Consider the following 13,940-nt stretch of genomic DNA (forward strand, 5'->3'; position numbering starts at 1 on the left):
GGCATCTGCAGCGACCAGCTTGAGGTGGACCCTGAATTGGCGATCTCGCTCAGCTCGGTGCCAGCGTCTTGCCGACTGTCTAGGGTCCTCTGCCTCTTCGCTGGCCTCACCTCGGTTGTGTCATGCTCATGATTGATGAGCACCTCCTGGTTTGGCAGGAGCTTGTTTCTGGCAAGTGCACCCCCGTGCGAGGACAGCGGGTGGTCGGTCCCTCCGGGATCCGGTGCATGGCGCGGGGCTGGCTCGACAGATGACGACGGGCCCGGTTCGTCCATCAGCCCCACAAGCACATCCTGATCATAGGCGTTCGCAGGAAGCGAATTTGCCCAATTGCCAGCTTCCCGCGATGCGCTGTGCTGCCCAGCGGCGTCGCCGACCCGCCTCGGCTCCATTGGCGCCGCGTCCTCGGGGTCAGAAACAGGGGAAATATGGCGCTCGCGCTCTGTCGCTTTTGCGCCGGCCCGCGATTTCCGGAGATGAGCCAGTGCGGGACCGATCTTCCGACCTCCATCGGCATCCTCCTTATAGCTCTTGACATCCCCATCCAACGCGTTGCCGGAAAGCCGACCGGCAATGCCCTTCTTGTTGTTTTGACGCAGGTAGTCACTGAAACTGCTAAGAGCAGTTGCATAAGTACTGGCGGTACGTGTTGCTGCTTCGTTTTTATACTCTTTGATGAGAGCCGCGTCCCGGGGGTAAGGCCTCAGCTCAGCGCGGCCTGCGATTGGCACGACTTCGCCCGTCGCCTGCCAGGTCCGAAGATGGTCTATTGCCGTAAGGAGAAGCTTGGACGACTTACCCTTTTTCATGAACTCGCGCGCATCATCGGTCAGCGACTCGCTGTCAAGCCGCGGATCAATGGGCTTTTTGTTATTTTCGAAGAGCCAGCGGCCAAAGCGGAGAAGAGTATTTACATAGTCCTTGGCGGTGCGTTCGGCGGCACCTCCGTTGATGAGGGCCTCCCTAAGCCCCAAAATAAGGGGAGCATCCTGGGAATAAAAAGGCTGCGAGGTGCTCCCGATCCAGACCCCAGTCGACCGACCCGGCGGCGGCGGTGCCGAGGCGGTCGGCATTGCTCCACCACCTCCACCTGAATTGGCGATCTCGCTCAGCTGCCGCTCGGTGGCAGCGTCTTTCAGATTGTCTAGGGTCCTCTGCCTCTTCGCTGGCGCCTCGGCTGTGTCATGCTCATCGTTGATGAGCAACTCCTGGCTTGGCAAGAGGTTGGTCCTGGCAGGTGCCCGCTCGTGCGAGGACTGCGGGCGGCCGGCCGGATTCGGTATGTGGTCATGGCGCGAGGCTGGCTCGACAGATGACGCGTTCGCAGTTGCCCAATTGCCAGCTTCCTGCGACGCGATGTGCTGTCCAGCGGCGTCGCCGACCCGCCTCGGCTCCATCTCGGGGGCAGGATTCAGCTTAGCGCGGCCTGCGATCGGCACGACTTCGCCCGTCGACCGCCAGTTTCGGAGACGGTCTATCGCCCTCAGGAGTCTGCCGGGATCACCCTTTCCGGTAAACTCGAGCACCTCACCGCCATCGGTCAGCGACTTGTTGTCGAGCCGAGCGACAAGGCTCGTTTTGTTATTTTCGGAGAGCCAGTGGCCAAAGCTGCGAAGAATGCGGACATAGTCCCTGGCGTAGCCCTCTTTGCGCTCACCATTGATGAGGGCGTTCTCAAACCCCGAAATAAGCGAAGCATCCTCGGAATAAAGAGATCGAATGCTCCCTATCACAATCCCAGTTGACTGAGCCGGCTGCGGCGCCGAGGACGACGGGCCCGGTTCGTCAATCAGCGCCAAAAGCACCTCATTGTAGCCTGACGCAGGAAGCTCCTTTGGCCAAATGCCAGCTTCCGGCGAGGCGCTGTGCTCAACAGTCGCGTCGCCGACCCGCCTCGGCTCTATCGGTGCCGCGTCTTCGGGGCCAGGAACGGGGGAAATATGGCGCTCGCGCTCGATCGCTCTGGCGCCGGCCCGGGATTTTCGGAGATGAGCCAGTGCGGAGGCAATGGTCCGATCATCACCGGCGTCCTCTTTAAAGCTCTTGAGATCTTCATCCAACGCCATGTCGGACAGCCGATCAGCAATGCCCAACTTGTTGTTTTGACGCAGGTAGTCACTGAAGCTGGTAAGAGCAGTTGCATCCCTCTTGGCGTTACGCTTCGCTGCTCCGTTTCTATACTCCTTGATGAGGGCCGCGTCCTGGGGGTAAGGATTCAGCTCAGTGCGGCCTGCGATCGGCACGACTCGGCCCGTCGCCTGCCAGGTCCGGAGATGACCTATTGCCGTAAGGAGCCTTCTGGGATTTTCGCTGAACTCGCGTGCATCATCAAATAGCGACTCCTTGTCGAGCCGATCCTTAATGGGATCTTTGTTATTTTCGAAGAGCCAGCGGCCAAAGCTGAGAAGGCGACTTACATTGTTCTGGGCAGTGCGTTTCGCCGCCTTGCCCTTGATGAGGGCGTTCTCAAGCCCCGAAATAAGCGGAGCATCCTCGGGATGGAGAGGCTGCCTGCTGCGCCCTATCAAAACCCCAGTTGACTGAGCCGGCTGCGGCGCCAAAGCGGCCGGCGTTGCTTCACCACGTCCACCTGGATTGGCGATGTCGCTTAGTTGTGGCTCACTGGCAAGGCGGCGCAGATTGTCAAGGGTCCTCGGCCCCAAAAGCAGCTCCTCATCTTGGTCTTGCGCTGGAAGCTCGTCTGGCCAACTTCCAGCTTCCTGCGGCACCCTGCGCTGCACAGCGGCCTCGCCGACCCGCCTCGACTTCATCGGTGCGGCGTCTTCGGGATCAGGAACGGGGGGAATATGGAGCCCCCGCGCCATCGCCTTAGCGCCGGCTTGCGATTTTCGGAGATGGGCCAGTGCGGAACGGATCGTCCCATTGCCACCGGCGGCGTCCTCCTTATACCTCTTGACATCTTCATCCAACGCCTTGCCGGCAAGCCGATCAGCAATGCCCATCTTGTTGTTTTGACGCAGGTAGTCACTGAAGCTCCTAAGAGCAGTTGCATACATCCTGCCGGTCTCGGTGGCTGTTTCGTTTTTATACTCTTTGATGAGAGCCGCGTCCTGGGGATAAGGATTCAGCTCAGTGCGGTCTGCGATCGGCACGACTCCGCCCGTCGACTGCCAGGTCCGGAGATGACCTATTGCCGTAAGGAGTCTCGTGGGCTTGTCGCTGAACTCGCGCGCATCATCGGTCAGCGACCCGTCGTCGAGCCGAGCAAGGGGCTTTTTGTTATTTGCGAAGAGCCAGCGGCCAAAGCTGAGAAGGCGACTCACATTGTTCTTGGTGGTGCGTTTGGCGGCGCGGCCCTCGACGAGGGCCTCCTTAAGCCCCGAAAGGAGCGGAGCATCCTGGGAATAAAGAGGCTGCTTGCAGCGCCCAATCAAAACCCCAGTTGACTGGCCCGGCTGCGGCGCCGCGGCGGGCGGCATTGCTCCACCACCTCCGCCTGAACTGGCGATGTCGCTCAGCTGCCGCTCAAAGGCCGCCGCACCTGCGGACGGAGCCGCGGGTGAGCTCGCTTGCCAACCTGCCCTGTCCGATTGTCCACGCACCCGCTTGGTCGAGGAGAATTCCATCCGTTCTCACTTTCAAGGATCTAAGCCCGTTTGAAGCTAGGCTTGAATCTGACATAGGGAAGCTGTCGAGAAACTGACGACGACAACGTGCCGCGCCAAGACAGCATGGTGTATGCGCCGCGCCCGCGCCCTTCGCGACCAAGCGGAAACGGTAGAAGACCGGGCCGACATTGCCGGAAAGATGTCGCGCAGCCCTCGTGACGCGGGCAACGGGGGTCAATCGTCGCCGCGCTCCGCGCGCCAAGCCATAGACAGATTGCCGTGGGTACCACGTGATCTCCGTCCTTCGGCCCAGAATTACTGGATGTCGCAAATTCAGCTCTGCGTCACGCGACAGATGCGACGGTTCTTGAGGCAGGACGAGCAGCCGCCGACTGCAATTGTCAAATATCTGGCGGACCAACTTGGCGCCGAAGCGCGCCCATGCCTTCTGCGCGCGTCGGCAGAGCCGCTCTGACCAAGGCCGTCTCTTGAGGAGATATTTTGGCCTGCGACTTGCCACCACGATCATCGTCGTGTCGCTCTTTTAGCTGCAATCGAAACGGCGGCCGCTGTCGATCAAGGATCGCGCTTTTGCCAACGATGGTTATTCGGCGTTCCAATGCGCCGTCAACCGCGTGATCACCGAGGGCGACGGGTCGGGCGCCCTTGCCCAAGATGGCCGCCAAAGGTGTCCTGAAAATCTACCGTCGAAACGGTACCACGTACCAACGGCTCGCTGCCCTCGAAAAGCTGATCATGGCTGCGGCCAGGACGTGGCGACGATTGAAAGGACAAAATCAGTTGCCGAAACTCATCGCAGATGCCAGGTTCCTGGACGGAATCGAGATCACCGAAACAAAGCCGCAGAGCCCCGCTTGATCAGCCGTGTCAAATAAGTTGCGGCATAGCTCCGCGACACATATCGAAGGTCGCGCACAATCCTGCGAATTGCCATCGCTATGACCAAAATCGCCGCTCCAAGCACACTTGCGACCGCGATCCTGGTCGTGAGATCCCAGAGGTCTCCGAACTGCATCAAATCCATGAGGCGAAACACGGCTCCTTGCACTAGGTAAAGCAGCAGTGTGCTCCGACCAAGCTCCACCGCCACAAAGCGAGCTACGCGAGTTGAATAGCCAACTCTCCAGCATAGGAACATAAACTGCATCGCCGCTGCAGAAGCCGCTGCCGAGCCAGAGAACATAAGCAACACTTGTTTAGCTGAGTGTTTATCGTAGATCAAAACAAGATTGTTGTAGGCATACGTCTCCTTGCTCCAAGCAAGAAAGCACATAAATGCTACTATCGAAAGTAAGACAGCAAGAATAGATTTGTAGCGCCCGATGCCACTTGTCTGCCATCCGATCGGCTGGGCAAACAAGAACCCCAAGCAATAAAACGGGTAAGTGTATCGTACCAACGGGGTTATCGACCATGTGATGGGCGCGAATGCAACCGCGATTGCAGATGCACTTATGATCCATGACGACAAGCGATTGAAAGCCGTAAGTAACTTAACAAGGAGAAACGAAGCAAACGCTGCCCATATAAACCAGTATGTGCCAATGAGTTCCCTCGAAAAGTCTAACATTCCGCCAGTTAAACTGGTCGCCGGGAAACTTACGGCGGCCTTCAACATCCAAATCAAAGCACACCAAAAGAGCATTGGTAGTAATAATTGCATTGCTCGATTACTGACACCTTGAGTGAATGATCTGCGCAGAATGGCTCCCGAAGAAAAATACCCGCTTATGGCCATAAAGAGAGGCATGTGAAACATGTAGATGGACTTGAAGTATGGCGACAGCCAAAAGTCGTCAGTGCCTCGATAGATAATATACTGTAGCAGATGCCCGATTATCACCAAGATAATGAGTACGCCTTTGGCGAAATCAAAGCCTTGGTCTCGGTGCTTTGTCCCTTCTGGGCGCGAACCGCGCCCGTTCGCACCGACTGTTATGTGATTAAGCATCAGACCTCCAGCCAATCTGTTGCGGTTACCACTTTCCGCTATGGTTATGTACTGGTTCGCACCCGACAAAGGAGTTCTCGCACGCCAATCCAGCCGCTTATGGATTCTCCAATAGAGGATGGAGGGCTGCAGCAGGACAGAAGCGGAAGCCTGTTGTAGAGGCTCGTATTCCTAAGCAATACATCGCCTCCACTCCGCGTCGGACAGGGAGGCACCACTTCGGAACGAAGGCAAGGGATCAAGAATGGCTCGCAGGGGGCAACTGCGCTCACAGAGTTTTTGGTCGCTGTCTCCGTATAGATGAAGCGCGTGTTGCTCAAGGTCTGTCTGGGCGCAGCGATGACATCTGACTCGTCTGCCCGCACATCCATGCAGATGAAATCGATCTTGTTCAGGTTCGCTTCGCTGGACCAGGCGTCAAGCGTTCGAGTTGCAACGGAGATGGGGCCATCGAACCGAACCCAATCATGTTCGACAAGGTGATTTTTGGGCCGGCGTATCGAGCCAGATTGGTCCCATTCCTTCGCGCTTCCTTCTCCATTGCTTGGATGGAAATCAATCTCGCCGTTGCGGTTGCTGAGCGCGATTTCAAACAGTTTCACCTTGTCCATGTACAGGTTCATGTCCTTCTTAAAGCGAGCCGCCGCTCGAGGGTCGGGCTCAAAGCAGTAGAACTTAGCTTTCGGACAAAGCCTGAGAAAGCGTCTCGTATCGGTTCCGTCATTGCAGCCGATGTCCAAGATGACGGGATCGGGTTTCTGCAGGAGAGAAACGACCTGCCGATGTGAGTTTAACGAAAACACCGGTCCGCGCACCTTCGGGCACGCACTTCAGAAGCTGTCGCCAGAGCCGCTGCATGGCGATTGGAAACGGCTCCCTAGAAGGCCGAAATATTTCCATCGAACTTCGTCCTCAACGCCTCAATCGCAGCCTACCGCCGGCCGGGAACGTAGATCAACCGGAACTCAGGGCTGGCACCGACCCAGCTTCGATGGCTCTCGAAAGATCCTGCGGCGCCGGTCGTCCACAAGCCTTCCTGAAGAACCGGACAGCTTGAAATGATCAGCTAATAGACTTGTTCCCCCAACCCACGTTTTCATAGCCGCTATCTCTATAATTCGTAAAATCGATTGTGTTGATGGAACGTATGCGCCCGATGGATACATGCTTCCCGGCCGCTGTGATTGCCGGAAGAGGACTACGCTTCGGCGGGTCACGGCCTTGAGGTTGACGCTTCCCGCGGCGTTTCAGCAACTGCAGGCCCGCAGCGCCGACGCCTCCGTGATCATCGGCTATTCGACCGCGTGCCCAAAGTAGCTGGGGTTTGACCTAGGGGGGACGGCGTCGAGATCCGCCTGGTCTAAAGCGCTACCCAAGCGCGGGCTTGGCTACAAGTTCGCGGATCAGGAGCAGATGCTGCACAAATATGCATCGTTCGCCGAGGCTCACGGAGACGAATACACCTCCGCCAGCCGGATGAATGCGAGCCGCCACACGACCGACAGCGATGCCTATGGGTTCACGCGTCGTCTGCTTCGCCGCGAAACGGCTGCGGGTCCGGCCATCGGATCTTCCGACCGGGCAGTTCGACACGTCGAAGCGGAATGCGAGCTCCGCCGTCGCCGTACGATAAGCTTCCTCGCAGGTTCCTGATCTTTTCGGGTGTCCTCTACCGCCAATCACCCCCTCCTCATCAACTTCGTAAGCACACCAGAAAGTCACAGCCCTCCCCTCCGCCCGGCATTACCGGCTTCAGCGGTATTATGGCCCTGTCCGACTCCCACCGGCACCGCCGGCCCTAACGGCTGTGTTAAGGCCGCTACCCTCATGGACGCCTGTGGCCCTTTCAAGCCATTCAGGCAGCCATCCATAGCGTGAATGCCTTTGATCAAAACAAACGATTTCATCACTCTTTTGAAATCTTGCATGGACAAATGCACGTCACGCGCACCGATCACCCGTTGCTCTATCGCGTGACAAATGCTGGCTTAGGAACAGTCCCAAAGGAGAAAATCTTCCGTGCTCCTTAACGTGCAGTGGAGGTCGTGCCAAGAAAGGGAGTCGCAGCTGGTCCACCATGTCGAGCGGTCCGACGAAGGTCGTCACCGCCAGGTCCCTGAGCTGAAGTCTTGCCGGCGAGCTAGCTGCCCAGCGCGTTTGTGCGCGTGGCGGGGTTACTGCCGCTGCCAGATCCGGTCGACTCGTCTGGGCAACGGCTTCGATACCAGGCAGCGGTCTCCTGCAACATCAGCGCGCTTATTTAGATCGAAACGGTCTGAGGCGGGCCAATTTGGCTTGCCCGTCACCATGTGGAGAAAGAAATGCTGTGTCTAGGAATTAGTGGCGGGCTTGACCAAGTCCATGAAAACCGGTTCGAGCTTCCGAACGCCTTTATGCACGATGGCGCCGCGGTGCTCGTCCGAGACGGACAGGTGATAGCCGCTGTAGAAGAGGAACGCCTCAATCGGATCAAACACTCCAACAAGCTCCCAAGTCGTGCGATTCAATACTGTCTTTCAGCGGCGGGGGTTCAGCTCAGCGACATTGATCGAGTCGCGGTCTACGCCAGCGAGCCCTATGCCAACGCCATGCTTGACGGTATGTCCGCTTCCCACCCGGACATTCTCTCCATTCCGTTGGGTGCTAAAGTGTTGGTGCAGGATCTGTTAGCGCGTGAGTTTGGTACCGAGTTGGACGGGTCGCGTATTTCATTCGTTAGCCATCATCGGGCCCACGCCGTGAGCGCTTTTGCAATGTCGGGCTTCGAACGAAGTCTTGTACTAGCGATTGATGGCTGTGGTGATTTCCTGTCGGGCCTCTTGGCGGTTGGGTCTGGCACAGAAATTACGCAAATCGAGGCTTTCCCCGAGAACAATTCTCTTGGGCTGTTTTATCTCGAGACGATCCGTTATCTCGGCTACGGCTTGTTCGATGAATATAAGGTAATGGGGCTTGCCCCCTACGGGGATCCCGCTCCCCATCGCGAGCTCTTCGAGCAGTTCTACGAGCTCTCCGCCGAAGGTGGTTACCGTGTTCACCTCGACCGCATCGGTCCGACGTTGCTCCGCAACATCGAGGTCAGGCGAAAGGGAATGCCGTTCACCCAGCAGCACCGAGATGTGAGTGCGTCGCTGCAGGAAGCGCTGGAACGGATCGTGTTCCACATTCTCCGCCATCACCGTGAGGCCACCGGTATGAAGCGGTTGTGCCTGGCTGGGGGGGTTGCCCACAACTGCACGATGAACGGTAAGCTGCTGTATTCGGGGCTTTTCGAAGACATCTTCGTGCAACCCGCGTCTCATGACGCCGGTTGCGCCTTAGGCGCTGCGCTGATCGTGTCCAACGAGATGGGCCGTGCCGCGCCGCGTGAGCGGCTGCAGGAGGTTTATTGGGGTCCTGATCTCGGGAGCGACCGCGCCGTGCAGCAGGAACTGAATGCATGGGCTGGACATCTTGAGGTTGAGCGCTCTGATGACGTGGCAAGCAGGGCAGCCGACTGGATCGCCAACGGCGCCGTGATCGGCTGGGTGCAGGGTCGTTCGGAGTTCGGGCCGCGTGCGCTGGGCAACCGCAGCATTCTTGCCGACCCTCGGCCCGCCGCAAACAAGGACCGAATCAATGCGATGGTGAAGAAGCGCGAAGGCTATCGGCCGTTCGCGCCATCTGTGCTGGAGGAGGATGCGAGCGAATTTTTCGACCTCCCGGACGGTAGGCACGAATTTCCATTCATGAATTTCGTCGTTCGCGTGCGTGACTCAAAGCGCGCCTTGCTCGGCGCCACTACACACGTCGACGGTACGGCCCGCCTGCAAACAGTATCGCGCAAGTCCAATCCCCCTTACTGGGAGGTCATCAATGCATTCAAGAAGCGGACAGGCACCCCAATTCTGCTCAATACGTCCTTTAACAACAATGCTGAACCAATCGTGGATTCGGTTGCAGACGCGATTGCCACATTTCTAACGACAGAGCTGGATGGACTTGTGGTCGGGCCGTTCCTAGTAAAAAAGCGGGCTGCAACGCTGCAGGATTGGACCGCGCTTGCGGTTTCATTGCCGCCTTATGTGTCCCTCCATCAAGCCCGTGCTTACACAACGCGAGATCGTCAGGAGACAGTCTGCGAGATCCGGACGAATCACTCCAGCAGTGACAGTGTGCGAATTTCACATGACTTGTTTGATCTGCTCATGCGGATTGAAGGCGAAGCCGTGCTGAGAGATCTCCTCAGTACAATTGCGCCGGATCAGGTTAAGCGTGAAGCCCTGATGGAGGGCCTGCGACGACTGTGGGAGCAGCGCCTCGTTCGATTGCATCCCTCACAAGCTGCTCGCGTCCACCAAAACTGCGATCGAATGGTGGACTTGCATAACAAGTTCTCAGGCTAATAGCGATGCCGCTATCCAAGCTGGGCGAATCAAGATGTTCATCGATGCCGCCTGGCAGCACACCGCTGGCATACGGTCGACTTCATCACAGGTTTGATTCGTCCGATTGATCCTGCATGACCCGGAGGCGCAGAAAAATGCGCCTGCGGCGGGTCCCTTGCTGACCACCATCATGTGCGGGCTTGCGGCCCTTCCATGAACACATTCCAATGAACGGGGATCAGGTGCAAAATGCAGGTTTGCACGACCGTTTGCAGGAGTACGGAGTTGATCGCTGCCGGAAAGCCCTTCAGGCCGACGACGGCGATCAGGCTGCCGGCGCCCCCCGGTTCTTCAGCTCGTTAATAACGCGCAGCCACAATTTGGTGCCTTCGGTCTGCTCGATCCAAATACCCGGTATCTCCTTGCCGCCTTCGGGTAGGATGCCGGGCGCGATATAAATCGCCTTGTTGCGCACGAAGCCCTCGTGGCGGACCTTCCCGGATGGCGTCGTAGAAGACCAAGGGAAAGCAGGCGCCCAAGGGCCTGTTCTGCCATTCGGCGACCGCCTCGAGCACAGCGTCGGTGACGGATCAGGTCCGGCGAAACGAGGAGCCAAAGAGCTCATTGGCAAGGTCCCGAAGCCTGCCGCGCAGCTCCGTCTCCGGTGGGCGACAGGACCGGTACGGATCATCTTGCGATCGGCGCCGACAATGGAACAGGCCGGCATTCCGACAGGCACATCCTAGTCTGCAGACCGCGGAGTGCGCGTCGGTTTGCCGACATCCCGCTGGCCACGTCCTCATCCGTCGGCAGAACGAGGCCGTCGGCGTGAGCCGAAGCGATTATCATAAGGACTTTCCCTGCTGCTCGGTTCGTGTGGCGTTCCAGTCTGGTGGGGTCTGACCAAGAATGTTCCGGACGAAGAAGTCTAGGAGTTTGCGCTGGGTATAGGTGCCTGGCGCCCCGTGGTCGGCACCAGGCACATAGACCATCTCGAAATCTTTTCCCGCTTTGATGAGCCGATCGGCAAGCTGAAAGGTGGAGGATGGATCGACATTTTGGTCCATTTCGCCGACCACGAGCATTAGCTTGCCCTGAAGTCTGTATGCATTGTCGACGGCGGAGGATTGCTGATATTCATTGCCAACCGGCCAGCCCATCCACTGTTCGTTCCACCAGAGTTTGTCCATCCGGTTGTCGTAGCAGCCGCTGTTGGCGACCGCTGCCTTGTAGAAATCGGGATGGAAGAGCAGCGCGCCCATTGCATTTTGGCCCCCGGCGGACGTGCCGAAAATGCCTACATTGGACACGTCGTACCACGGAAACTTCGCGGCCGCCGCCTTGTGCCACAGGATACGATCCGGAAGGCCCGCATCCTTCAGGTTTTTCCAGATGACGTCATGGAAGGCGCGCGAGCGGTTGTTGGTCCCCATGCCATCGATCTGCGCAACGATGAAACCTAATTGCGTGAGCGGTTCTATCCACGTCGAGAAGGATTTGGGGACGAAGGAGCCGGTCGGCCCCGCATAGATGTCCTCCACCACCGGGTATCTCTTCTTCGGATCAAAGTTGGCTGGAAGGTGAATCACACCCCAGATATCGGTCTTACCGTCGCGCCCCTTGGCACGGAAGCTCAGTGGCGGACGCCAGCCGGCGGCGACGAGCTCGTCAATGTCGGCGGTCTCGACTTCCATGAGTTTGGCATTGTCGCTGGCGCGGTAGAGTACCATGCGCGGGGGCAGATCGATGCGTGACCAGAGATCGACGTAATAGCGCCCGTCCGGCGAGAACTCGACGTGGTGGTTGGCAGGTTCGGGCGTGAGTGCAATCAACCCCTTGCCGTCGAAGCCGATGCGGTAGGCTTGGACGAAATAGGGGTCCTCCTCCGGGTTCATCCCGCTCGCCTCGAACCAGATCTGGCGCTTGACCGGATCGACATAGTCGATCCCCCGGACCACCCACTCACCTCGGGTGATTTGGTTCTTCAGCGCGCCCGTCCGGCCGTCGAAAAGATACAAATGCTCGTACCCGTCGCGCTCGGACGCCCAGATGATCTCTTTCCCGTCATCGACATCGTAACGAAAGGTTTTCCCGGTAACTTCCTGCTGCGTCATCAGAGGCAGGTAATCAACAAAGGTCTTACTGATCTCGTCGATCAGCGAGCGTGCGCGGCCGGTGGCGGCGTCTACCTCGACCAGACGATAGAGCTGATGCCCGCGCTGGTTATATTCGAAGGTGAAGCTGCGGCCGTCCTCCCACCATTGGAGAGGGGAAAGTTCGAAGGGATTCGGGAACAGGGCATTGTCGATGACGATCTGGCGGCGGCCGGCAATGTCGAACAGCACCGGCTGGGCTAGCGGAAGGACATCACCCGGCTTGGAATAGACAATCGTGTGATATTCGGGTTGAAGCTGCTGCGTCGTCGACGAATTAATTAAGTGGATCTCTCGGTCATAGCCGGGGCGCATGCGGTAAGCCGCGACGTGGCGCGAGTCGGGGGACCAACTCAGCGTAAAAAGGAGGTAGTAATTGGCTTCCGATCCGTCCCAGCTCAGCGGGACGTCCTGAGATCCGTCCTTACTGCGCAGGAAAACATTGTAGTTCTTGATATAAGCGATCCATTTGCCGTCGGGCGACACGCTCCTCTTGTCGGGGTTGTTCTCCGCCGGTGGCGTGTAGCCGTGGCTGAGCTGTTGAACCTCCGAGTCGTCCGAAGCCAATGTGGCGCTGGTGCAGGCATAGCTTGCAAGGTCGCAGCTCCACCGGACCTGCTCAATCAGGAAGTCGAGCCTGCGGCCATCCTCGGTCAGTTCGAAACGCTCGAAGGGAAGATCTCCGGCCTGATAGCTCTTATAGCTCGCCTTATTTAGCGCCACCGCTAGGCGGGCCTGATCGAAGGCGGGCCGCTTTAAACCGGTGGCAGCGTCGACCAGCATGAACTGGTGCTCGCCGTGGGTAGTCCGGCGGTAGGCGAACGCGTCGGCTCCGGCCAGCCACCACGGCACTTCGGGGACATTGACCGTGAGCGCGCCATAGCGATCGTTGATCGTGAGTGCGCGCTCGAAATCGGCCGGGCCTACCAACGCATGCGCAACATTCGAACCGTTCGCCAGCGCCTGAGCAGTTGCCAATTCCGATCCCCCTTGAACGAACAGCGCGAGCATTAAAGCGCCGATCTTGCACATGGCTGTTTGCCTCCTCTGGCTATCGAGCGCCGCATCTCGGCTTTGCCTTCTCAATAACCCGTGTGCAGAGGCATTGAGCGTTTGCTCTAGGGAGCCTCCACCCGGGTGCGGCAGAGATACCAGTCACCACAGCCGTGCGCCTTGCGCGGAGATCTAGGAACGAGCCGGGTGGACCGATGAGGAGTTGCGATCTGGGCCAGCAAGAATTTTCCACGGCTACTTTTTTCTGCATTTGGAAGGTCCGAACATAGGCTCGAGAGAAGGCATTGTGGTAACGTTTCGACACTCTCTGCATGACCATCCTCGTCCCGTGGGGCGTTTGCAGATGAAACGATGCAATATACGCGCCAAGGAAAAACCTATAAATACAAGGCAACCGATCGGCCTGGCTATGTTGGATGTCCGACTTTCGTCGGACATCGGACAACGCCAAGCTGTGCACGCGGGTTGCCAAAGTGGAACGCCGTGGAGTCGTCCGGTATATGTCGGTCCTCAAGCGGGCGTATTCGAAGGCATGGGCGCGGAAGAGTTCGCCATTTACAAGTACCTCCTTGAATAGTGGCACGGCTGACCACCGACGCCAGGGGGTGAACTGACTGCTGTAGCACCTACGGAATGAAAGCACGGCGGTACGCAAAGTGCCGCGTTGGTGAGGTGCAGGCCGTGCATCGCGACGTGACCACCCTCATCGCAAGCGGCGTCCGACCGGACGGCCGAAGGCGTAGAGTTTCCCTTATCGTATCGACTTTGAATACGACGTGAGCGCCGCCGCGTAACGACGGACCGCCCTCCCCTAGCAGGCTGTTGAAAAAAGAAGCTGGCCTGGAGGCTTTCGCCGTGATTCACT

Annotated in this window: 6 protein-coding genes and 3 pseudogenes; 4 read left to right on the plus strand and 5 right to left on the minus strand. The window is 58.2% G+C overall.

The features are described from left to right. Nucleotides 1-3,440: pseudogene (locus tag ILFOPFJJ_RS33900) on the minus strand (hypothetical protein); the annotation flags it as partial. A gap of 451 nt (nucleotides 3,441-3,891) precedes the next feature. Here ILFOPFJJ_RS33900 and ILFOPFJJ_RS36710 point away from each other — a divergent pair. Together ILFOPFJJ_RS36710 and ILFOPFJJ_RS35850 are read left to right on the plus strand one after the other, a co-directional pair. After that, nucleotides 3,892-4,044 carry a DUF4158 domain-containing protein gene (locus ILFOPFJJ_RS36710; protein ID WP_376741496.1) on the plus strand — a complete coding sequence of 51 codons (153 nt, stop codon included), beginning with the start codon at nucleotides 3,892-3,894 and terminating at the stop codon, nucleotides 4,042-4,044. A 272-nt stretch (nucleotides 4,045-4,316) separates the two neighbouring features. Continuing rightward, nucleotides 4,317-4,448 (plus strand): annotated as a pseudogene (locus ILFOPFJJ_RS35850) (IS256 family transposase); the annotation flags it as partial. Here ILFOPFJJ_RS35850 and nolL read toward each other — a convergent pair. After that, on the minus strand, nucleotides 4,417-5,541 hold the full coding sequence (nolL, locus tag ILFOPFJJ_RS33905) for a nodulation factor fucose acetyltransferase NolL (RefSeq protein WP_173514764.1): 1,125 nt from the start codon (nucleotides 5,539-5,541) through the stop codon (nucleotides 4,417-4,419). The pseudogene ILFOPFJJ_RS35850 and the gene nolL overlap by 32 nt on opposite strands. Before the next feature lie 44 nt (nucleotides 5,542-5,585). Next, a complete protein-coding gene (locus ILFOPFJJ_RS33910; RefSeq protein WP_312032789.1) occupies nucleotides 5,586-6,356 on the minus strand; it encodes an FkbM family methyltransferase in 771 nt (256 codons plus the stop codon). 598 nt (nucleotides 6,357-6,954) lie between these two features. On the opposite strand from ILFOPFJJ_RS33910, the gene ILFOPFJJ_RS33915 reads away from it, so the two are divergent. Both ILFOPFJJ_RS33915 and ILFOPFJJ_RS33920 read left to right on the plus strand, forming a co-directional pair. Continuing rightward, the gene (locus tag ILFOPFJJ_RS33915; protein WP_173514765.1) at nucleotides 6,955-7,194 is read left to right on the plus strand and encodes a hypothetical protein; all 240 of its coding nucleotides are present in this window, start codon (nucleotides 6,955-6,957) and stop codon (nucleotides 7,192-7,194) included. A gap of 668 nt (nucleotides 7,195-7,862) precedes the next feature. Then, nucleotides 7,863-9,926 (plus strand): carbamoyltransferase family protein, encoded by a 2,064-nt coding sequence (locus ILFOPFJJ_RS33920; RefSeq protein WP_173514766.1) that lies wholly within the window; start codon nucleotides 7,863-7,865, stop codon nucleotides 9,924-9,926. Between the two features lie 218 nt (nucleotides 9,927-10,144). Here ILFOPFJJ_RS33920 and ILFOPFJJ_RS33925 read toward each other — a convergent pair. Further along, nucleotides 10,145-10,498 (minus strand): annotated as a pseudogene (locus ILFOPFJJ_RS33925) (transposase); the annotation flags it as partial. 255 nt (nucleotides 10,499-10,753) lie between these two features. Beyond that, nucleotides 10,754-13,093, minus strand: coding sequence for a S9 family peptidase (locus tag ILFOPFJJ_RS33930; RefSeq protein WP_173514767.1), 2,340 nt, complete (start codon nucleotides 13,091-13,093; stop codon nucleotides 10,754-10,756). Nucleotides 13,094-13,940 lie beyond the last annotated feature (847 nt).

The sequence above is a fragment of the Sinorhizobium psoraleae genome (genome assembly GCF_013283645.1).
Classification (GTDB): domain Bacteria; phylum Pseudomonadota; class Alphaproteobacteria; order Rhizobiales; family Rhizobiaceae; genus Sinorhizobium; species Sinorhizobium psoraleae.

What these genes read in the sequence shown, in the direction of transcription:
- ILFOPFJJ_RS36710 (WP_376741496.1), top strand. Translation starts at nt 3,892, where the DNA reads ATGTCGCAAATTCAGCTCTGCGTCACGCGACAGATGCGACGGTTCTTG.
- nolL (WP_173514764.1), bottom strand. Translation starts at nt 5,541, where the DNA reads ATGCTTAATCACATAACAGTCGGTGCGAACGGGCGCGGTTCGCGCCCA.
- ILFOPFJJ_RS33915 (WP_173514765.1), top strand. Translation starts at nt 6,955, where the DNA reads ATGCTGCACAAATATGCATCGTTCGCCGAGGCTCACGGAGACGAATAC.
- ILFOPFJJ_RS33920 (WP_173514766.1), top strand. Translation starts at nt 7,863, where the DNA reads ATGCTGTGTCTAGGAATTAGTGGCGGGCTTGACCAAGTCCATGAAAAC.
- ILFOPFJJ_RS33930 (WP_173514767.1), bottom strand. Translation starts at nt 13,093, where the DNA reads ATGTGCAAGATCGGCGCTTTAATGCTCGCGCTGTTCGTTCAAGGGGGA.